At 64.9% G+C, this 21,545-nt stretch carries 11 protein-coding genes; 3 read left to right on the top strand and 8 right to left on the bottom strand.

From position 1 onward, the window contains the following. Nucleotides 1-322: 322 nt before the first annotated feature. Nucleotides 323-2,389 (bottom strand): diguanylate cyclase domain-containing protein, encoded by a 2,067-nt coding sequence (locus F0Q04_RS08745; protein WP_182345191.1) that lies wholly within the window; start codon nucleotides 2,387-2,389, stop codon nucleotides 323-325. A gap of 217 nt (nucleotides 2,390-2,606) precedes the next feature. Beyond that, a complete protein-coding gene (locus F0Q04_RS08740) occupies nucleotides 2,607-3,224 on the bottom strand; it encodes a Crp/Fnr family transcriptional regulator (protein WP_116924853.1) in 618 nt (205 codons plus the stop codon). 293 nt (nucleotides 3,225-3,517) lie between these two features. Between F0Q04_RS08740 and F0Q04_RS08735 the strand changes: the two genes are divergently transcribed. Beyond that, complete coding sequence (locus F0Q04_RS08735) at nucleotides 3,518-4,540, top strand: porin (protein ID WP_116924852.1); 1,023 nt, start codon at nucleotides 3,518-3,520, stop codon at nucleotides 4,538-4,540. A 129-nt stretch (nucleotides 4,541-4,669) separates the two neighbouring features. On the opposite strand, the gene F0Q04_RS08730 is transcribed toward F0Q04_RS08735, so the two are convergent. Together F0Q04_RS08730 and F0Q04_RS08725 are read right to left on the bottom strand one after the other, a co-directional pair. After that, nucleotides 4,670-4,948 (bottom strand): PsiF family protein, encoded by a 279-nt coding sequence (locus F0Q04_RS08730; RefSeq protein WP_021027750.1) that lies wholly within the window; start codon nucleotides 4,946-4,948, stop codon nucleotides 4,670-4,672. Nucleotides 4,949-5,126: 178 nt separating this feature from the next. Then, nucleotides 5,127-5,831 carry a YebC/PmpR family DNA-binding transcriptional regulator gene (locus F0Q04_RS08725; RefSeq protein ID WP_116924851.1) on the bottom strand — a complete coding sequence of 235 codons (705 nt, stop codon included), beginning with the start codon at nucleotides 5,829-5,831 and terminating at the stop codon, nucleotides 5,127-5,129. A gap of 224 nt (nucleotides 5,832-6,055) precedes the next feature. Here F0Q04_RS08725 and F0Q04_RS08720 point away from each other — a divergent pair, with 224 nt between their 5' ends. Then, a complete protein-coding gene (locus F0Q04_RS08720) occupies nucleotides 6,056-6,430 on the top strand; it encodes a hypothetical protein (RefSeq protein WP_182345190.1) in 375 nt (124 codons plus the stop codon). A gap of 66 nt (nucleotides 6,431-6,496) precedes the next feature. After that, nucleotides 6,497-7,348 carry a glutamate racemase gene (gene murI, locus F0Q04_RS08715; protein ID WP_116924849.1) on the top strand — a complete coding sequence of 284 codons (852 nt, stop codon included), beginning with the start codon at nucleotides 6,497-6,499 and terminating at the stop codon, nucleotides 7,346-7,348. On the opposite strand, the gene F0Q04_RS08710 is transcribed toward murI, so the two are convergent. The 4 genes from F0Q04_RS08710 to F0Q04_RS08695 all read right to left on the bottom strand — a co-directional run bounded on the left by F0Q04_RS08710 (nucleotide 7,349) and on the right by F0Q04_RS08695 (nucleotide 21,478). Further along, nucleotides 7,349-7,897 (bottom strand): YgjP-like metallopeptidase domain-containing protein, encoded by a 549-nt coding sequence (locus F0Q04_RS08710; RefSeq protein WP_182345189.1) that lies wholly within the window; start codon nucleotides 7,895-7,897, stop codon nucleotides 7,349-7,351. Nucleotides 7,898-7,982: 85 nt separating this feature from the next. After that, a complete protein-coding gene (locus tag F0Q04_RS08705; RefSeq protein ID WP_116924848.1) occupies nucleotides 7,983-8,621 on the bottom strand; it encodes a DUF6806 family protein in 639 nt (212 codons plus the stop codon). A 518-nt stretch (nucleotides 8,622-9,139) separates the two neighbouring features. Beyond that, nucleotides 9,140-12,769 (bottom strand): choice-of-anchor P family protein, encoded by a 3,630-nt coding sequence (locus F0Q04_RS08700; protein WP_332839222.1) that lies wholly within the window; start codon nucleotides 12,767-12,769, stop codon nucleotides 9,140-9,142. A 639-nt stretch (nucleotides 12,770-13,408) separates the two neighbouring features. After that, a complete protein-coding gene (locus tag F0Q04_RS08695; protein WP_182345187.1) occupies nucleotides 13,409-21,478 on the bottom strand; it encodes a hypothetical protein in 8,070 nt (2,689 codons plus the stop codon). Between the last annotated feature and the right edge of the window lie 67 nt (nucleotides 21,479-21,545).

Raw genomic sequence — 21,545 nt, 5'->3', positions numbered from 1 at the left:
GGGGTGCAAGCAAGGGCCAGCGCGAAGAAATCGCCCGATTTCACTCCAACCCGTAGGGACAGTGGCTTTGCGCTGCCCGGGAAGGGGCGCCCGGCTAGGGCCGCCCGGGCAGGGGCGGTCTGCGTCGTTGCAAATCCTCGCAATAGCTGAGCTATTGCTGCGGTGTTGCGCCTCGCATCCCATCCCGCAAAGACACTGTCGCGGCGTGAGGAAGTCGTAAATACGTTCTCAAAATGAGGACATTCAAGCTTATCAGCCGGGGGCTGCAGCCTATCCCGGTTGTTACCCCAAGCTGTGGCGGATGTCCCTCAGCCCCTGGCCTTCAGGCCACCTTGGCCTCACGCCAGCAGGCCCGGTTGCCGCCCTGGCGCTTAGCGCTGTAGCTGGCCATGTCGGCGGCACGCACCACCTGCAGCGCATCGGAAAACGAGGCATCCATCTGAAGCAGACCGATGCTGACGGTGACCACAAAATGCTTGCTGCGCAGCTGGGGCTGCCAGTTCTGCAGGGTGTCGCAGAGCTGGGCAGCCAGCTCATGGGCCTTTTCCGGGCTGCACTGGCGCAGCACCAGCGCAAACTTGTCGCCCGCCACCCGCGCCGCATAGCCCTGGAAAGGCTGCAGCAGCTGCAGCTGGCGCGCCACATGCTGCAGCACCAGATCGCCCTGTGCATGGCCGGCCAGTGCATTGATGGCCGACATATTGTCGACATTCACATAGAACAGCACCGGCGCGCTGGGCGAGGACTGGTCCAGCCCCTCGCGCCTAGCCTGCAGCAGGGCGGTCAGGTGCAGCAGCAAGGCCTCGTAGTTGGGCAGCAGGGTGAGCTTGTCCATGCGGCTGGGCGACTGCGCGGCCACGCGGGCCTGGCCGGCGCGCACAAAGCACCAGCGCAGATCCGGCCCCGCCTGCGCAATGTTCACCAGGTGCAGGCTGACCATGACCGGCGCGCCCGACTGGTGGCGCAGCACCACGCTGGTCTCAGCGCTGCCCAGGCGCTCCAGATCCGGGGCCAGTTGCTCCCAGGCCTGGTCGAAGTCCTGGTCGGCCATCGCCAGCATGCGCACCGGCTGGCCTTGCAGGTCCTGGCGGCTGTAGCCCAGCAAATGGGCCAGCGCCTGGGAGACCTGTTGAATCTGATCGCGCTGCAGCAGCAAAAAGGAAAAACGCGCATGCGCGAGCACACTCTCGGCCAGTTGCTGCTGTTGGCGCAACTGCTCGGCCAGCGATTCGCGCTGCTGGCCCAGCTCTTGCAGGTGCATGCCCATGCGGTCAATCTCGTCGGGCGGCGGGCCGCTGGCAGGGTCGGCCACCTGGACCGGCCCCGAGGCCAGTGCCAGCACCGGGGTGGGTGCAGCGGGCAGCGGTGTCTGCGCCACCAATTGCTTGAAGCGCCGGCTGTGCGCCCACAGCCACAGGCAGGTCAGCGCTGCCAGGGCCACAGGCATGAGCAGCAGCCACCACCAGCTGCGCCACTGGCGCCCCCAGCTTTGCAGGCTCTGGTCATGGGGCATGACGCGCACCACCAGCCAGCGGGCCGCAGGCATCTGCGCGACGCTCACCAGGTTGGGCGCCAGCCACCAGGACTGCGCGGTCTGGGCGCCGCCACGGGCAGCGCGCTCCTGCCAGCGTTGCAGCACCGGGGCCAACAAGGCGTCATCTTCGGTCGTGCCCAGAATGCGCGTCGGGTCGGGGTGGGAGACCAGCACGCCCGCTGCCGTCATCAGCACCAGTTGTCCGCTGTCCGGCGGGGTGGCTGCCAGCGATACCGGCAACAGGCTCTGGGACTGCAGCCGCAGCACCCCGGCCATGGCGCCTTGCACTGCACCTTGCTTGTCGCGTAGCGCAATGCCCAGCGCAATGCTGGGCCCGCCGGACGCACTTTTGAAAGGTTCGGACACCAGGGGCTTGCCATCGACCATCACGCGGCGCAGCACATCGCGCTCGGCTGGCTCGACGGCCTCGTCGCCCTCGCCCGCATCGCGCACATGGCGCCTGAAGACCTGGGTGCCGCGCGCAAACACCAGGCTGTCAAAGTAGCGCGTGGCCGCCAGACCCTGCTCCAGCAGCGGGGGCGGCTGGGACGCGGGGCCTTGCACCCAGGGCGCAGCCGCTTCGGCAAGGGCCCCCAGCACCTTCTGGCTTTGCTCGAACTTGCTGCCCATCAGCCTGGCCAGCATCTCGGTCTCGTCGGCCTGCTGGGCCGACAGCTGGGTGATCACCGTCTGCTGGCTGGCATGGATCGCCAGCCACTGCACCAGCGCCGTGCCCAGCAGCACCATCAAGGGCACCACCACCCACAGGCGCCACAGCCAGGGCCCGGCCGTATCGCGCAGGCCGTCGACCGGGGGTGGGGGATCTGGCTGCCAATGCACCTTCCTGTCATCCATGCCGCGCTACCTGACCTGCATGGCCCATGGCCTGCGGCAGCGAACGCCCGAGTCGGCCCGGCAATAGCAAATAACAGACTCTGGCATGCGGCGCCTCCTTTCAGCTGCGCACATGTTCGCTGTTTAGGTCCGGCGCCGGTATCGGGAAAAGACCGGACGGAGAAAACCCGGGTCACCGATGGGCTGGCCCATGCTGGGCAGGGCCCGATAGGGTTGGCTAGGACTTGGCGAGCTGGCGCAGCGACTCGGGCTGCGGCAGCCAGAGGTTCTTTCCCAGGCCGTCAAGCAGGCCCTGGTCGCGCAATTGGCGCAGCACGCGCGAGAGCGTCTCGGGCGCAATGCCCAGGTGCGCGGCAATCTGGCGTTTCGATTGTGCCAGTTGCACCCGCAGCCCCTGGTCGCCGGGCTCGGCATGCTGCAGCAGCCACTCGGCGCAGCGCGCCACAGCGTCCTGCGCCACCCGGCTGACTGCCAGCGCAGCCTGCTGGCAGTAGCCCTGGGCCATGCTGGCCACCAGGCCTTGGGCCTCGGCCGGCCACTGCAGCAGGTAACTGCGCAGCTGCACTACGGGCACCGCCCGCCATTGCACGGCGGTGCGCGCCACCATGTCCACCGCACAGGGCTGCTCGGCCAGTGCCGGCGCGGCATCGAGCCAGCAGGGCCCCTCCATGACCCCGAGGAGGTGGCGCATGCGGCCCTCTTCCTGCACCCCGAAGGCGACCGAGCCCCGCTCCAGGTACAGCACATCCAGCAAGTGCTGGTGGCGCTGGCGCAGCAAGGCACCGGCGCCGGCGCTGTGGGGGGCGAATTCATCCAGGCAGAGTAAGTCAGGCATGGGCCGCACTTTGCCCCGATTGACGCCTGCGCACATTGAGCTACATCAATCCTTGCCAGCGATCAGCCCCGCCACCACGGCAGCTTTCAGCCCTGATCCACCGTGCTCATCTGGCAACAGCGGCTAAGTCCATGCAAAAACCATATACCCCCAATATGCGGCGTACACGCCACACCTCGGGTCTTTACCAGCGGTTTTTTTAGCTTTTGGCACACATATTGCTCAGAGCGGTCGGCACTGACTTCACAATTCACCGCTATCACAAATTCACACGCTTGTAACAAAGGAATGCCATGAACAACAAACTGCTCGCCCTGGCCGTGATGGCCGTCTGCGCCTCCGCGGCGCAGGCCCAATCGTCGGTGACCGCCACCGGCTTGGTCGATATGTATATCGGCTCGATGAAAGCTCCTGGCGATGATGGCCGCACCTCCACGCTGGGCAGCGGTGGCATGACCACCTCCTGGTTCGGCTTCAAGGGCACGGAAGACCTGGGCGGCGGCCTCAAGGCCAGCTTTGTGCTGACCAGCTTCATGCGCGCAGACACCGGCACACCCGGCCGCTTCAACGGCGATATCTTCTGGTCGCGCGATGCGCTGGTGTCGCTGTCAGGCGATTTCGGCGCCGTCACCCTGGGCCGCACCGTGGCGCCCAACTTTGTGCCCACGATCTCGATGAACCCCTTTGGGGATTCCTTCACCTTCTCGCCGCTGGTGCTGCACCAAAACGTGTCGCTGTTCAACAAGAGCGGCTGGCAGAGCAGCAACCCCTCCGACACCGGCTGGGGCAACCAGGTGATCTACAGCACGCCCAAGGTCGGCGGCTTCAGCGGCAACCTGCACTACCAGTTTGGTGAACAGGCTGGCCAAGGCGGCAAGAACAACATCGGCCTGAACGCCACCTACGCGAGCGGCCCCTTTGCCATCACCGGCTTCTACGAAGACGTGGACCTGAGCAACCCCGTGTCCGTGGTGCTGCCCGAGAACCACCGCAACTGGATGCTGGGCACCAGCTATGACGCCGGTTTTGCCAAGGCCTACGCGACCTACGGCCAGACCACTGGCAAGGACACCGACTTCAAGATCAAGACCGCCAGCCTGGGCGCGACCGTGCCACTGGGCGCCACCAGCCGCATCCTCGCCGCCTGGGCCCACAGCAAGCTGCAAGACAGCGATTCCAAGCGTGATACCGTCTCGGTCGGCTACAACTACGATTTCTCCAAGCGCACCGATGGCTACGCGATCGTGATGTACGACAAGGTCAAGAACTTCGGCAACGGCACCAGCTTTGGAGTGGGCGTGCGCCACCGCTTCTAAACGGTTTCTGTAGCGATCTGTGCGGCCTTCGGGCCCACCACGCAAAACGCCAAGCATGTGTGCATGCTTGGCGTTTTTTCCTGCCGGTTCGGCAGACCCAGCACGTTGGCGCCGGATCGAAAGAAGTATTTACTTCTTCAGGCACTCGCTCATGAAGGCCTTGCGCTCGTCGCCCTTCTTGCCAGTGGCATCGACGTTGCAGGTCTTCATGCGTTCTTGCTGGCGCTTGCGGCCATCAGACAAGCAGCTGGACATGAACGCCTTGCGCTGATCGCCCTTGAGCTCCTTGGTCTTGGCCTCGGTGTTGCACGTACCCATCAGCTGCTGCTGGGCCGTGGGGGTCTTGTCGGCTGCCAGCGCAAACTGGGATGCCAGCGCGATGCTGGCAAGGACGATGAGTTTTTTCATGGTATGGGCTCTTATCTAAACTGCGCCGACGACCAGCGCAAGCGAATTTCTGCATATCTGGCCCGCCCTGTCAATGGGCAGATGATGAAGAAGCGCAAACTGCCTACGACGGCCTCACAAGCGCCCATGAAAAAACGGCCTGCGCGGCCGTTCTCAAGAGGGTTGGCAGGGACTGCGATCAGTCCACCAGGCCCACATAGATGTTCTGCACGTCGTCATCGTTTTCCAGGCCGGCCAGGAAGGCTTGCACTTCTTCCTGCGCCTCGGCGGGCAGGCTGCCCATGCTGACGGGGTTCTTGGCCTTGTAGCCCAGCTTGGCCGACAGCACCTTGATGCCCTGGTCGGGCAAGGCCTTGCTGACGGTATCCAAATCCGAGGGCTCGGTGATGAACAGGGTCACGCCCTCTTCTTCGGCGGGCTCGAAATCCTGCGCGCCCGCTTCGATCGCGGCCAGCTCCACATCAGCGCCGTTCTCCGCTTCGCCTTCGACCATGCCCACATGGTCAAAATCCCAGGCCACGGCCGTGAGCTGGCCCTTGCGGAAGCACACGCGCATATTGGGCGCCGTGCGGTTGGGGTTGTCGGTCAGGCACTCGACCATCACCGGCACGCGGTGGGGTGCATAGCCTTCGAACAACACGGTCGAGTAGTTGACGGCATCGGCGCCAGCGCCCGAGCCCTTCTTGATCGCGCGCTCCAAGGTGTCCTTGGGCATCGAGGCCTTGCGGGCCGCTTCCACAGCCATGCGCAGGCGCGAATTGCTGGCCGGGTCACCCCCGCCTAAACGCGCCGCGACCGTGATTTCCTTGACCAGTTTGCCAAAGAGTTTTCCCTTGGCATCAGCGACCAGCGCCTTGCCCTTTGCTTTCCATTGCGCGCCCATGGCTGCGTTTTCCTAGTTGTTGGTTGGGCAGCAGCGGTCGCTGCTGGCAACAATGCCGGGCAAAGCCCAGATTGACAGGGCAAATTTATACACTGCCGCCCAAGGCTGTGCTGGCTATAAGGGGAAATTCTTGCCAAAAAACCTGGGGCATCGCAGCGGCCAGGCGACGCTGGGGCGACGGCGCAGCACGGGCTGCGCCTGCCGTTCAAAGGCACAATACCGCCATGCATGTTCTGCAGCGACTTTGGCGTTGGACCCAGGCCCAGCGCACCCCCCTGCTCTGGAGCCTGGGCGGCCTCGTGCTGTCCTTGGTACTGCTGGGCCTACCCGGCTTTGCCAGCTACGTGCCGGCCGAGCAGCTCTTTGTCTGGGCGGGCGATGGCGCGCTGCTCCAGGCCATCCATGGCGACAGCCTCTGGCCCATCCTGATCTCGGCGAGCTTTTTGCAGGCTTTGCTGATCACGCCGCTGCACTGCCTGCTGCGGCGCTGCTGGCCGGGCCTGTCGCGCTGGCCCCATGTGCTGGGCGTCGTGCTCGGGGTTTGGCTCCTCAGCATTGTCTGTACCAGCCTGATGCTGCTCGCAGCGGTCGATGCATAAAAGCTGCAGCCTGCCTACAATCACGGCGCCCGCGCCTTTTTCTCAGCCTTGACCTTGCTCGCCCCCATGCCCCACCCTCTCTCCCCCATTGGTGTTTTTGACAGCGGTATCGGCGGCCTGAGTGTGCTGCGCGCGCTGCGCGATGTGCTGCCCCATGAGCAGTTCGTCTATGTGGCCGACAGCGGCAATGCCCCTTATGGCGAGCGTGGCGACGCCTTTGTGCAGCAGCGCTGCGCCCACATCACGCAGCAGATGCGCGAGCGCCACGACATCAAGGCGCTGGTGATTGCCTGCAACACCGCCACCGCAGCGGCGATTGAGGGCCTGCGCGAGCAGCACCCGGGCCTGCCCATCATCGGGGTGGAGCCTGCCCTCAAGCCCGCCGCCCAGCACAGCCAGACCCATGTGGTGGGCGTGATCGCCACCCAGGGCACCGTCAGCAGCAGCCGCTTTGCCGCCCTGCAGACGGCGCATGCGGCCCAGACCCGCTTTGTGGTGCAGGCCTGCAATGGGCTGGCACGGGCGATTGAAGACAGCACCCGCCCCGGGCGTGATGCAGCCGCCGATGCCGCGCAAATCCAGGACCTGTGCCAGACCTACCTGGCCGCCATGGGCCGCTTTGGCGCGCAGCCCGGCCAGATCGACACCTTGGTGCTGGGCTGCACCCATTACATTTTTGCCACCGACACCTTGCGCGCGCTGGTGGGCGAGCAGGTGCAACTGCTCGACACGGCCACGCCCGTGGCCCGCCGCACCTTCAGCCTGCTGCACGCCACCGGAATGCTGCGCAAGCCGGCGCAGGCGCCCAGCCTTGACGAGGCCTGCAGCCTGGTGACCACCGGCGAGCTGGCGGCGCTGCAATACGCCGCCGCGCAGTGGCTGGGGCTGCCGCCGCAGCGCTGCCAGGCCGCTGGCTGATCAGCGGGCGCCGTCCGCCGATTCAGCACCCAGCTGCCACAGCCGGTGGCCGCCCTGGTCCAGCCAGGTCAGGTACAGGCGCACCTCCAGCTCCAGTTGGTGGTAGGACGGCTCCATGTATTCGCACAGCTGGTAGAAGGCCTTGTTGTGGTCGGACTCGCGCAGGTGCGCGAGCTCATGCACGGCAATCATGCGCAAAAAGGCCTCGGGCGCATGCTTGAAGAGGCTGCCAATGCGGATCTCGTGGCGCGACTGGGTCTTGCCGCCATGGTTTTTGCCGCTGCGCACATGGATGCCCAGCGCCTGGTAGACCAGCTGCAGCTTGCTGTCATACACCACCTTGGCCAGGCCTGCGCTGTTGCGCATGTGCTCGCCCTTGAGGCCCATCACATAGGCATGCAAGGCCTTGTCCGAGCGCATCTGGTGCGGCTGCGGATGGCGCTGCAGCAGCCACTGACCCAGCAGGCCCGATTGCACCAGGCTTGCGGCCTGCTGCTGCAAGCTGGCGGGGTAGGACTGCAAATAGGGAAGCGGGACAGGGCTGGACATGGCGCGAGCAAACAACAAAGGCAGCACAGCGGCTGCCTTGGGATAAACAACATGCGCTGCGCTTGGGGCGCGCGCAGCCTTATTTTCAGTGCAGGTGGCGCGGGCGGCGACCGCCGCCGCCGTGGCCACCACCAGGGCCGCCGGTGCCACCCGTGCCGCGAGGCGGCTTGCCGATCTCCAGTGAATCGACCAGCGCATCAAAGCGCTGGCTGAACAGCTTGTCGATCTCACCGACGACACCGACGAGTTCACCGGCATCGAAGTGGCGCTCCATCGTGCTCACCACGTCCTGCACCAGCATGTCGCGCTGCACCTGCATGATGGCCGCAGGCGTCGGGCCCACAAACAGCATCATGAAGTCATCGCGCGACTCGGCGCTGCGGTCCTGCTCCTCATCGTCAAACTCGGCGTCATAGAAAGTGACCTCGATCGCCGCGCCCTGGTCGGCCAGCTCATTGAGGTTCATGCACATGTCGTCGAGCGACTGGCGAAAATCATCATCGCCGCGCACCGTCCAGCACATCTGCAGCATATGGTCCTTGGGCTCGAACAGAATGCCGGGCTCTTCCTCGTAAGCGCTCTCCGCGCCATCGACCAGGGACTTGGCGCCCGCATAGCCCCACAGCGGTTTCAAGGCCTCTTGCAGCTGGTCAAAGCCGACATCGGCGCGCAGCAGCACTTGTCCGTGGACATGGATCTCAAAGGGTGGGTTGTAACTGGGCATGTTCTGTACCTTCCTAAATGGGGGCTGCCCGCTTGCGCTCGCCAACCCCACGCCTGATGACACGGCACGCCGCATCGCTCTGCACAAGGCGCCAGCACAGCCACCGATGCGGGGCCAGGTTGGCGACTCTCCATGCGCCACCCACCCGAGCGGCGCAATATCTTCAATATCGGACATTGTGCCCGGTTTGTCGACCACAGACGAAGAAAAAGCCAGCAGGATGCCTGCTGGCTCGCGAGCCGCATCCAGACAGCACAGGCCGGGGATGCGAAACGGTCGTCGTCGCTGCCAGCATGTCTTCGCAATGCCCGGCCAGCGCCTGTGGCGCAGGCAATAAAAAACAACGGTTTGCAGGCGTTTTCTGCGAAACCGTTGCTCAGTAGTGCTTGGCGCCCAGGTATTTTAACAGGTCTGGCCCCGGACCTGTCCCGCAGGGTCAGTAGCCACCGCTGTGCCCGGCCTGGGGAGGCCAGGTCCGGCCCGGCCGGCTAAGGCCGGGCCAGCGATGTGTCCCCTCCTCAGTCGCCCGCCTGCACCATCTCGCCGTTCGGGTCGGTCACCCGCACCACGGTGATGGCCGGCGCATCCTCGGCGTCTCCCACAATGCCGGTGCTGGCGCCATAGAAGCCGGCCACAAAGCGGAAGGCTGGGGAGCCTGATGGGCCGGTGCAGCGGAAGTTGAACTGGCGCAGCACTTCGGCGACACAGACATAGCCCGAGGCCGCATCGATCACCGAGTTGGCATCGCGTGTCTGGAAGCGGAAGCTGCGGCTGGCTATCGCATCCGTTTGCGACAGCAGCACCCAGGATCCGCGCAGCGACTGGGCCGAGGCCTTGTTCACACCGTAGTAGAAGCGCTCGATCTGTACCGCTTGCTCACCGGGGAAGACCAGCGTTCCCACCGATGGCGCGCTGAAGTGGATCGACTTGGTCAGTCCCGCATCCGCCTTGAAGCGCGCCACCGCTGCCGGGCCACCAAAGTAGCGCCCACCCTGGTACTGCACCGTGGGCAGATCGGGGGTGTTGGGCTCTGGCGTGGTGGAGGCATCGTGCGCGCCCAGCAGGCTGTGGAAGGTCGCCAGGCCATTGCTTTCGTAGTTGTATACCGACATGAACAGCATATGGTCCTCAGCGTTCATGGGCTTTTGCAGCTCAATCGAAATACCCCGTCCGGGCAGGCCGCGCAATTCGCTGCTGACGATCCAGGTGCCCGATTCCGGCGCATAGCCTGGCGCGTAGTAGCTGGTGCGCACATTCTGGTTGTTCTGCCGGGTGTAGGCGGCGCGCGCCACGCGGAAGCCTACCAGGCGCCGTGCCTCGTCGCCGCCTTCGCGCACGGTTCCGCTCAGTTGGTCGACACCACGCTGCAAGGTCAGCGCCACTGGGCCACCGCTACCCGCACCCCCTGCTCGGTTGCCAGAGCAGTTGAAGACCACCCCCGAGCCACCATAGCTGCACTGCGCCAGCACATGGCCGCTCAAGGTACCGCCAAAGCCGTGCACAGTGGTCGCGGCGGTTGGAGGATAGGGCCAGGTGACCGCGGCGGTGGTCAGCGCTTCGCTCATCGCGACCTGTTCGCTGCTGCCAATGTCAGCCCACCAGCTGCGCACCGGCTGGTTGTTGCTGTTGAACTCGACCATGGCCCAGCGATCCACAAAGGCCGGGTCGGAGAAGACCCCGGCTGGCGTGCCCTCATAGTCGTAGCGCTGCATGGCCTTGACAGGTTCGCCGGGGAACTGGATCGTGCCCCTGCTGCGGCTGGTGAACGTGATCACGACATTACCAGGGCTGCCCGCTTCATGGCCATCGCGTTGCTCGCTGCCAAAGAAGCGCCCGCCTTCATAGAAGTACAGCGGAGCGGTCACCGTATTGTCGTGCAAGATACCGAGTGCGGTATGGAAGGTCGGCGCACCTGATTGGCGGTAGTTGTAGACCTGCATGAACAGCACGCCATCCTGGATGTCGATGCCCATGCCACGCCCTGGCTCGCCATTGAGTTCATCGCTGATGATCCAGGTGCCACTCTGGGCTGCAATCAGGGTGGTGGGCAACTCGCCGGTGGCGTCGGAGGTTTTCGAGACCTGTCGCGTGCTGCTGCCGGTATTGCCCGCGTCATCGGTCTGCGATGCCGTCACCGTGACCGAGCCCTTGGGCAAGGCCCCTACCTGCATACCGGGTGCAGTCCAGTTACCGTTGACGCAAGCCACCGTCACCTTGATCGCACCGACGCTCACTGTTACCGCACCATCGCCGCTGGTGCAAGTTCCCGCTGGGCTGTACGAATTCTGGTTGGAGGTGTCGATGGTCGGCGCGGTGCTGATCGAGACCGCCGGCGCCGTCGTGTCCTTCACCGTGTTGAGCGAGCCGGAGATGACAGTGCCTGCCACCGTCTGCGAGGCTTTCACCACCACCGTGCCCTCTGGCAGGCTGCGCACGTCGACACCGCTCACCACCCAGTTGCCGGCATTGCAGGCCGCCGAGCTGCTGACACTACCGATCGCCACCGTCACCCCACCGCCAGAGGCGCTGCAGGCACCGGAGACGCCGCCATAACTGGCCTGATTGCCACTGTTGATGCGAGGCGCGACAACCACGGTCACAGCAGCGGCCGTGCTCTCCTTGCTGGTTGCGCGGCTGGCACTGCCGGTATTGCCTGCGGCATCGGTTTGCATGGCAGTCACCGTGACAGAGCCCGCAGGCAAGCCACTGACATCCATGCCCGAGGCAGACCAGATACCGCTGTTGCACACAGGCTGCGGCACAGTAGCCACGGTCCCCACGCGCACCGTGACCGCCGCCCCGTTTTCAGAGCAGCTGCCCGCCACGCCATACGACGACTGGTTGGCCGCATTGATCACCGGTGCCGAGGTAATCGCCACCGCGGGGGCGGTCGCGTCCTTGCCGGTCACCAGGCTACCCGAGCCGGTCTGACCGCCCACCGTTTGCGAGGCCGTCACCGTGACCGATCCATCAGGCAAACCGCTCACATTGATGCCCGAGGCCGACCAGACACCGCCGCCGCACAGCGCCGATGCCGGGACCGATCCAACCATGACGGCCACCGCCTCACCATTGGCCGAACAGGTGCCCGACACCGTGTACGAGGCCTGGTTCGCTGCCGTGATCTGGGGCGCCGCAACGACGGCCACCACCGGCAACTGGGGTACCGCGCCCGTGCTCTTGGTGGTCGACTGGCTCGCCGAGCCAGGGGGCTGTCCGGACACCGTCTGTGTCGCGGTGATCGTCACCGTGCCATCGGGCAGGCCTTGTGCATTGACCGAGCCCGAATAGGTGCCGTCTGCTGCACAGGGCAGCGACTGGCTCACGCCTGCTGGGTTGGAGCTGAAGGCCACATTGCCGCTGCCGGCACTGCAACTGCCGCTGATGGGCACCGACGCCTGGTTGCCCGCGTTGATCGGCGGCAGAGGATTCAGGGTCACCGTGGGCTTGCAATCGGGCATGGATGCGGTGGAGTTGCCCACGATCACCGAGGCGTTGAGCAAAGGCAGGGTCAAGGCCTTGGCCACCAACTCAATGCGCAGCGCGGTCACGCTCATGGAGGTGCCACTTTGGCTTTGCTCATTGGTGTAGAGCTTGACACCCACCTCCGTGCCAATGGTTGGCACCCCGATCGTCAGGTTTACAAGACCATTGAGGCTTGCGCTGACTCCGCTGAGCGCGCCGGTTCCGCCGAGTATCTGGGCATCGCCCGAGCCTTGCGGCACGCCGTTGACGCAGGCCATACGGGCTTGAGAGCTGATGGTATTGGCACCCAGAGACAACCCCGCCAGCGTCAGGTTCAAACCGTCCACGGAGCTGTTGGATACCACGTTGTTCTGCGCCAGATTGCTTTGGGTGGAGGAGTTGATGACACCCGTGCCCACGCTCAGCAGATTGGCTCCGGCGGTCACGCCCACACTCGCTACAGAAACAGGCGTGTTGAAATCCGGTGGTGCACTTTTTTGGCCGGTATCCGCAAATGGGACTCCCAACCCTGCCCCGAGCACATCGGCAGTGACCTGCAGGCCATAGGCCCGCCCGGATCCTGAGGATGCCGCCAGGGCGGAAGTGCTGCAGACGAAGGCCAGCCCTGCAAGCCCCCCGTACAGCAGACGGCGGATAGTTCTCTGTGCACCAATCGGGTTCATAGCGTCTCCTTCTGCACCGCCATAACGCCCGTTGGGGTGATCCACTCAGACCCCACCAACCGGCCGAGGACAGGTGCTGCTGATTGCTCATACAAACACAACTACTCACAAGCGCAAAGGTACTGCGAATCTTTGGTAAACGGTAAATTATTTTATTGAGCACACTTATAAGCACAACCATCTCCCCCCAATAGCTGGTTACAACAGCCCCGGCTCTTACGGGCCGCACAGCACAGGGGGAGCAGACCTGTCCAATCCGCCCATGTCGGACCCACCCTTGCTACTGCACTGCGGATTTACAGAGGAGAAATCGCGCATAAATGCATTTTTTTGCAAAGGTCGCTCGCAGCCCTCGCAGTCACCAAAGTGCCCCCCAATCACGGTGGGCCAGGTGCGGCGGAGAGGTACATAGCCCCCGGGAGCCGTCTCAACTCTGCTCCGTCTGACATATCTGACAGCGCCTTCTACCGTCAAATCAAGGCCTCGGCTTACAGCGGCGGTTACATCCTGGCATAGATTCGATGCCGATTTGGCAACAGCGCCATAGCCTTCACCCCGCAAGTAGATGCTTTATCTGGACCGCAACCCGGCTCAGTTGCCACCGCTGCGCCTTGGCCGGCCCGCGGTGGCTCCTTGGCCTCAGTCGCCTGCCTGCACCATCTCGCCGTTCGGATCCGTCACCCGCATCACGGTGATGGCTGGGGCATCTTCGGCGTCTCCCACAATGCCGGAGCTGGCGCCATAGAATCCGGCAACAAAACGGAAGGCCGGTGTGCCCGCAGGGCCAGTGCAGCGGAAGTTGTACTGGCGCAGCACTTCGGCGACACAGACATAGCCCGAGTCGGTATCGATGACCGAGTTCTCGTCGCGCTTTTGGAAGCGGAAGATCCGGCTTGGCATCGCATCCGTGGCAGACAGCACCGACCAGGATCCGCGCAGCGACTGGGCCGAGCCCTTGTTGACGCCATAGTAGAAACGCTCTATCTGCAAAGGCTGCTCGCCGGGGAAGGCCAGCGTTCCCACCGATGGCGCGCTGAAGTGGATCGATCGGGTCGGTCCCGCATCCGCGTTGAAGCGAGCACTCGCAGCCGGGCCACCAAAGTAACGCCCGCCCTGGTACTGCACTGTGGGCAGATCGGGGGTGTTGGGCTCTGGTGTGGTCGATGCGTCATGCGCGCCAAGCACACTGTGGAACGTCGCCTTGCCGTCGCTCTGGTAGTCGTACACCGACATGAACAACAGATGCTCCTCCTGGTTCAGCGGCTTTTGCAGCTCGATGGAAATACCGCGACCTGGCAGGCCCCGCAACTCGCTACTGACGACCCAGGTGCCCGACTCAGGCAGGTAGCCTGGCGCGTAGTAGCTGGTGCGCACGCTCTGGTTGTCCTGCCAGGAGTAGGCAGCACGGGCCACGCGGAAGCCCACCAGGCGCCGGGTGTCTCCACCGCCCTCCTTCACCGTGCCGCTGAGCTGGTCAACACCACGCTGCATCGTCATCGCGATCACCGGCGCACCGTTAGCCCCCGCACGGTTGCCCGAGCAGTTGAACACCAGACCCCGGCCGCCGTAGCTGCATTGCGCCACCACATGGCCCGACAAGGTGCCGCCAAAGCCATGGACCGCCGTTGCCACGGTAGGTGGGTATGGCCAGCCCATCGCTGCTGCCGCCCAATCCTCGCTCATCGAGACCTGCTCGCTCGTGCCGATATCGGCCCACCAGCTGCGCACCGGTTGGTTGCTGCTGTTGAGCTCGACCATGGCCCAGCGGTCGACAAAGGCCGGATCGGAGAAGACACCAGCGGGCGTGCCCTCATAGTCAAAGCGGTGCATGGCCTTTACCGGCTCGCCCGGGAACTGGATCGTACCGGTGCTGCGGCTGGTGAAGGTGATGACCACATTGCCAGGGCTGCCGGCCGCATGGCCATCGCGTTGCTCGCTGCCAAAGTAGCGCCCGCCTTCGTAGAAGTACAGCGGAGCGGTCACTTTGTTGTCGCGCAAGGTGCCCAGTGCCGTGTGAAAGGTCGCCTCCCCCGACTGGCGGTAGTTGTAGACCTGCATGAACAGCACGCCGTCCTGGATGTCGATACCCATGCCGCGGCCTGGCTCGCCATTGAGCTCATCGCTGATGATCCAGGTACCGTTCTGGGGCGCAATCCGGGCAACGGGAGGCTCGGGCAGCTCGCCGCCAGAGCCCGTCGACTTCGAGACTTCGCGGGTGATGCTGCCCGTGTTGCCGGCTTGGTCCGTCTGCGATGCCGTCACGGCAACTGCTCCATCGGGCAGACCACGGACATCCATGCCCTCGGTCGCCCAGAGGCCACCCATGCACGGCGCCGTTGCAGACACCGAGCCGACCTGCACATCCACATTGCTGCCGCCCACCGAGCAAGTGCCCGAGACGGAGTACGCCGATGCGTTGGCTGCCGTGATGGCAGGTGCCGACGTAATGGTCACCACGGGTGTAGTTACGCCAGTGCCCTTGTTGACTTGCACATTGGCCGACCCCACCAGGGCCCCCACCGTTTGCTGAGCCGTCACAGTGACCGTGCCGTCCTGCAAGCCACTGACATTCAACGCTGCGGTCATCCAACTGCCGCTGGTGCAGGGCACCGATGCGGACACCGAGCCGACCAGCACATCCACATTGGTACCGTTGACCGAGCAGGTTCCCGAGACGCTATAGGCCGACTGGTTGGCTGCCGTGATGTCCGCAGCCGAGGTAATCGTCACCACGGGTTGGACACCACCTGTGCTCTTGTTTGTCACCAGGCTGCCCGATCCCTGCAGGGCGCCAACCGTCTGCGCAACGGTCACCGTGACCGATCCATCGGGCAGACCACTGACATCCACCGCGGGGATGGTCCAGAGGTTTCCGGCGCATGGCGCCGATGACGACACCGAGCCGATCTGTACAGCCACCGTCGTACTGTTGACCGAGCAGCTGCCCGAGACGACATACGAGCCCTGGTTGGCAGCCGTGATGGCGGGAGCCGAAGTAACGGTCACCACCGGGACGACACCAGCGGTGTCCTTGAGGGTCACCAGGCTACCCGAGCCCAGCACACTGCCGACGGTCTGCGCCGCAGTTACGGTGACCGGTCCATCGGCCAGGCCAGTGACATCCAGACCAGCGGCGGACCAGTTGCCAGCCGCGCATGGCGCGCTTGCAGCCCCCGAACCGACCTGAACCGCGACAGGGATGCCGTCGGCCGAGCAGTTGCCCGAGACGGTATACGACGCCTGGTTGGCTGCGGTAATGGCGGGTGCCGAGCTGACGGTCACCACTGGGGCGGCGCCTGCCGTCTCCTTGCTGGTCACCAAGCTGCCCGATCCCGTTTGACCACTGGCAGTTTGCGAGGCCATGACGGTGACTGCTCCATCAGGCAAGGCAGTGACATCAACAGCTGCTGTGGACCAGATGCCCGCATTGCACACTGCCGACGCCGATACCGACCCGACCAGGACCGCCACGTTGCTGCCGCCCACCGAGCAAGAGCCCGAGACGGTATAGGCTGCCTGGTTCGCCAACGTGATCGCAGGTGCCGACGTCACGCTCACCACGGGTACGATTCCGGCCGCATCCTTGGTGGTCACCAGGCTGCCCGTGCCGGTTTGGTTGCCCAGCGTTTGCGAAACTGTCACGGTGACCGGGCCATCGGGCAAGGCACTGACGTCCACGGCCGTGCTCGACCAGATACCGGCATTGCACTGCGCCGATGCAGGAACCGAGCCGATTTGAACAGCCACCGCTGCGCCATTGACTGAGCAGGTACCCGAGACGGTGTAAGCCGATTGGTTCGCTGCCGTGATCGGCGGTGCCGAGACCACACCCACGGCGGGCGCAGCTCCGGCAGAGTCCTTGCTGATCACCAGGCTGACTGTTCCCGTCTGGCCACCGGCGTCTTGCGAGGCCTGCACCGTAATCTGTCCATCAGCCAGCCCACTGACATTGATGGGCTCGGTGGCCCAGATGCCATCGCTGCAGGTTGCCGATGCGGGTATCGAGCCGACGAGTACCGTCACCACTTCACCGTTGACCGAGCAGGTGCCCGAGACGGTATAGGCGGCCTCATTCAAGGCGGTGATTGCAGGTGCGGAGGTGATGACCACCACAGGAACAATCGCTGCAGTGGCCTTGGTGGTCTCCACGCTGTCCGACCCGGACAAGCCGCCAACGATTTGCTCCGCGGTCACGACGACCACCCCGTCAGGCAAGGCACTGACATTCAGACCCGACGCAGTCCAGGCTCCCGCGTCACAGGTCGCAGACGCTGGGACACTGCCGACCTGGACGGCGACACTGATGCCGCTCGCCGAGCAAGTGCCCGAGACCGTGTAGGACGCCTGGTTGGCCAGCGTAATGGCGGGAGCAGAGCCAATGGTCACCACAGGCGCAGTAGCGGCCGCAGTCTTGTTGACCACCACACTGGCCGATCCCGAGCCGCCACTCACGGTCTGCGAGGCGGTCACCGTCACCAATCCATCCGGCAAGCCACTGACATCCAGCGGAGCCGTGGTCCAACTGCTGCCGTCGCATGCCACCGATGCGGCGATGGATCCAACCTGAACCGCCACGTTGGTACCGGCCACCGAGCAGGTGCCCGAGACGGTGTAGGCCGCCTGGTTAGATACGGTAATGTCAGGTGGCAGGGTGATGGCCACCACGGGCACGATCCCCACCGGCTCCTTGTTGATCACCAGGCTCACCGATCCCGTTTGGCTACCCGCCGTTTGCGATGCCATGACCGTGACCGCGCCAGCGGGCAAGCCGCTCACGTCCATGCCAGCGGTAACCCAGGTACCGCTGCTGCAAGGCGCCGCTGCAGCGACCTGGCCCACCAGAACGGAGACATCCGTGCCGTTGACCGAGCAAGTGCCCGATACGACATAGGCCGACTGGTTGGCCGCCGTGATCGCCGCTGCCGAAGTGATGGACACCGACGGGGCAACGCCTGCCGTGTCCTTGGCGGTCACCAAACTGCCCGATCCCGTCAAACCACCGGCCGTTTGCGAGGCCGTCACCGTGACTGATCCATCGGGCAAACCACTGACATCCAGCCCTGCGCTGGTCCAGTTGCCGCCGCTGCATGGGGCCGAAGCCGCAACCGAGCCGACCAGTACCGCCACGTTGCTGCCATCCACCGTGCAGGTACCCGAGACGGTATAGTCAGACTGGTTGGCAGCCGTGATGGCCGGTGCCGAGCTGATGGCCACCACCGGCGCGATGCCGGCCGTGTCCTTGGCGGTCACCAGGCTGCCCGATCCGGTTTGGCCGTTCAGCGTCTGCGAAGCCGTCACCAGCACCATCTCATCGGGCAAGGCGCTGACATCCATCGCTGCGGTCGACCAGATGCCGCCGTTGCACACAGGCTGCGGCACCGCTGCAACGTCACCGACATGCACCGTTACCACCACGCCGTTTTCCGAGCAGGTGCCCGATACGGTATAGGCCGACTGGTTGGCCGCGGTGATCGCGGGCGCCGAGGTAATGGTGACCACCGGGGCGATTCCCTCGGAGTCCTTTCCAATCACCAAACTCCCCGAGCCCGTCAGGCCGCCCACCGTCTGCGAGGCAACGACCGAGACGGGTCCATTGGGCAAGCCACTGACATTGAGGCCTGCGGTGGACCAGATGCCGCCACTGCAGGGCGCCGAGCCAGCGACGGTGCCGACCAGCACATCAACACCCGTGCCGTTGACCGAGCAGGTGCCCGAGACGGTATAGGACAACTCGTTCGCTGCCGTGATCGCAGGCGCCGAGGTGATGCTCACCACAGGAGCGATGCTGGCCGAACTCTTGCTCGTCACCAGGCTGCCCGATCCCGTTCGGTCACCGACGGTTTGCGTGGCCGTGACCGTGACCGCGCCATCGGGCAAGCCACTGACATCCAGGCCTGCCGTGGCCCAGACACCGCCGTCGCACAGTGCCGTGGCAGCGATGGAGCCGACCAGAACGGCCACGTTGCTGCCGTTGGCCGAGCAGGTGCCCGAAACGACATAGGACGCCTGGTTGGAACCCGTGATGGCGGGAGCCGAGGTGACGGCCACGGAAGGAGCGACTCCCGCCGTGTCCTTGGCGATCACCAGCGTGCCCGATCCGGTTTGGCCATTGGCGGTTTGCGAAGCGGTCACGGTGACCGCGCCATCCGGCAAAGCAGCGACATTCAGCGCCGGGGTGGTCCAGAGGCCGGCATCGCAGGTCGCCGATGCAGAGATGGAGCCGATCAGGACGTTGACGTTGGACCCGTTGACCGAGCAAGTGCCCGAGACGGTATAGGCTGCCTCGTTCAGCGCCGTGATGGCGGGTGCAGCGCTGATGGTCACCACCGGTGCGACACCCGCCGTGTCTTTGGCTGTCACCAGCGTGCCCGACCCCGTTTGCGCGCCTACCGTTTGCGAGGCGGAGACCAGCACCGGCCCATCCGCCAAGCCGCTGACATCGAGACCTGAGCTGGACCAGATGTTGCCCGTACAGGGCGCCGAAGCCGCCACGGAGCCGACCAGCACAGCGACATTCGTGCCATTGGCCGAGCAGGTGCCCGAGATGGTATAGGCGCCCTCATTGAGCGCCGTGATGGCGGGTGCCGAGCTAATGGTCACCACGGGGGCGTCCACCACCGTGTTCTTGCTGGTCTGCAGGCTGCCCGATCCCGTCTGGCCGCCCACCGTCTGCGACGCCGTCACCGTGACCGCGCCATCGAGCAGGCTACCGACATCCACCGCTGCGGTGGACCAGATGCCGCCGTTACAAGGCGCCGCAGCCGAGATGGAGCCGATCAGCACGGCCACGTTGGTGCCGCTGGCCGAACAGGTACCAGATACCGTGTAAGAGCTCTGGTTCACTGCCGTGATCGCGGGGGCCGAGGTCACCGCTACCACGGGCACGGCGCCCGTCACGTCCTTGCTGGTCACCAGGCTGGCCGATCCGGTTTGGCCGCCCAACGTTTGCGACGCCATGACCGTGACGGCCCCATTGGGCAAGCCACTGACATCCAGGCCGGCCGTGGACCAGCTGCCATTCGCACACAGCGCAGAGGCAGCGACCGAGCCCACCAGCACGGCCACGTTGCTGCCGTTGACCGAGCAGCTGCCCGAAACCGTATAGGCCGCCTGGTTGGCCAGCGTGATGGCGGGAGCCAGGCTGATGGTCACGACGGGGATAGCACCGGCCGAGTCCTTCGTGGTCCCCAGACTGCCCGATCCCGTTTGGTTACCAACGGTTTGCGACGCAGTGACCGTGACAGCCCCATTGGGCAAGGCCGTGACATCCAGGCCTGCGGCGGCCCAGATATTGCCAGTACAGGGCACCGTGGCATTGACAGTGTCGATGACGACGGAAACGTTGGTGCCGTTCACCGAACATGTGCCCGAGACGGTATAGGAGGCCTGGTTCGCTGCGGTGATCGCCGGTGCCGACGTAACGACCACCACGGGCAGAACCCCTGCGGCGTCCTTGCTGGTCGTCAAGCTGCCCGAGCCGAGCAGACCACTGACAGTTTGCGAGGCCATGACCGTGACCGCCCCATTGGGCACGGCTGTGACATTCAGGCCGGAGGCGGACCAGAGGCCGCCGCTGCACTGTGCCGATGCGGGCACTACCCCGACCAGGATGGAGACCGATGCACCATTGGCCGAGCAGGTGCCCGAGACGCTGTAGGACGCCTGGTTCGCTGCGGTGATAGGCGGCGCAGAGACGACCGTCACGACTGGCGGTTGCAAGACCGGGGCCGTGTTCTTGGTGGTGGACTGGCTCGACGAGCTGGTCGGCCCTGCGGGGCTCTGTGATGCCGTGAGCGTCACGGGACCATCGGCCAGCGCTGTGGTGTCCACCGAACCGGAATAGCTGCCAGTGGCAGAGCAAGGCAGCGACTGGCTCACGCCGGTGGGCGTAGAGCTGATGGCCACATTGCCACTGCCGGCGCTGCAGGTTCCGCTAACGGATATAGCCGCCTGGTTGCTGGTGGTAATCAACGGCAAGGGCGCCAGCGTGACCGTGGGCGCGCAATCGGACAGGGTTGCAGAGGAGTTGCCTACCACGACGGATGCACCGAGCAACCGCGCGCCCAGCGCAGAGGCGACCAGCTCCACACGCAGCGCATTGACGCTCAGTGTCTTGCCCTGGTTGCTCAGTATTTGCTCATTGGTGTGGAGGACGACCCCCACCATGGTTCCGAGCGTGGGCACGCCAATCGTCAGATTGGTTTGGGTATTTGCCGCCACACTCACCCCCACGAGCGATCCCGTCGCCCCGAGGATTTGTGCGCTGCCCTCTGGTTTGGGCACCCCGTTGTCGCACGACATCTTGGCTTGCGAACTGATGGTGTCAGCCCCCAGCGCCAGCCCCGCGAGCTTGAGGGCCAAGCCGTTGACGGAGGACGAAGACACCACACTGTTTTGCGCCAGCTTGCTTTGCGTGGCGGCGTTGAGCACGCCCGTACGCACGGTCAGCAAATTGCCTACGCCTGCAGCGACAGACGCACTGACGACCGAGGTGGGGGTATTGAAATCCGGTGGTGCCGTTTTCTGGCCGGTATCGGCAATCGGGACACCGAGTCCCACACCCACCACATCGGCGGTGACCTGCAGGCCATAGGCCCGGCCGGATCCGGCCGAGGCCGCCTGGACGGCGGAACTGCAGATGAGGGCCAGGCTCGCGAGCCCCCCGTAGAGCAGATGGCGGAGGGTCCTCTGCGCACCAATCGGGTTCATAGCGTCTCCTTGGGCACCAAGCCAGGACGCCAGGATGGGTGGGATAAACCCAGGCCATACCCCCCGG

Origin of the sequence: Comamonas koreensis, assembly GCF_014076495.1 — a bacterium.
Classification (GTDB): Bacteria; Pseudomonadota; Gammaproteobacteria; order Burkholderiales; family Burkholderiaceae_C; genus Comamonas; species Comamonas squillarum.
This window is presented reverse-complemented; position numbering and strand designations above follow the sequence as displayed.

Coding starts and splice junctions, on each gene's coding strand:
- F0Q04_RS08745 (WP_182345191.1), bottom strand. CDS start 2,389: ATGGATGACAGGAAGGTGCATTGGCAGCCAGATCCCCCACCCCCGGTC.
- F0Q04_RS08740 (WP_116924853.1), bottom strand. CDS start 3,224: ATGCCTGACTTACTCTGCCTGGATGAATTCGCCCCCCACAGCGCCGGC.
- F0Q04_RS08735 (WP_116924852.1), top strand. CDS start 3,518: ATGAACAACAAACTGCTCGCCCTGGCCGTGATGGCCGTCTGCGCCTCC.
- F0Q04_RS08730 (WP_021027750.1), bottom strand. CDS start 4,948: ATGAAAAAACTCATCGTCCTTGCCAGCATCGCGCTGGCATCCCAGTTT.
- F0Q04_RS08725 (WP_116924851.1), bottom strand. CDS start 5,831: ATGGGCGCGCAATGGAAAGCAAAGGGCAAGGCGCTGGTCGCTGATGCC.
- F0Q04_RS08720 (WP_182345190.1), top strand. CDS start 6,056: ATGCATGTTCTGCAGCGACTTTGGCGTTGGACCCAGGCCCAGCGCACC.
- murI (WP_116924849.1), top strand. CDS start 6,497: ATGCCCCACCCTCTCTCCCCCATTGGTGTTTTTGACAGCGGTATCGGC.
- F0Q04_RS08710 (WP_182345189.1), bottom strand. CDS start 7,897: ATGTCCAGCCCTGTCCCGCTTCCCTATTTGCAGTCCTACCCCGCCAGC.
- F0Q04_RS08705 (WP_116924848.1), bottom strand. CDS start 8,621: ATGCCCAGTTACAACCCACCCTTTGAGATCCATGTCCACGGACAAGTG.
- F0Q04_RS08700 (WP_332839222.1), bottom strand. CDS start 12,769: ATGAACCCGATTGGTGCACAGAGAACTATCCGCCGTCTGCTGTACGGG.
- F0Q04_RS08695 (WP_182345187.1), bottom strand. CDS start 21,478: ATGAACCCGATTGGTGCGCAGAGGACCCTCCGCCATCTGCTCTACGGG.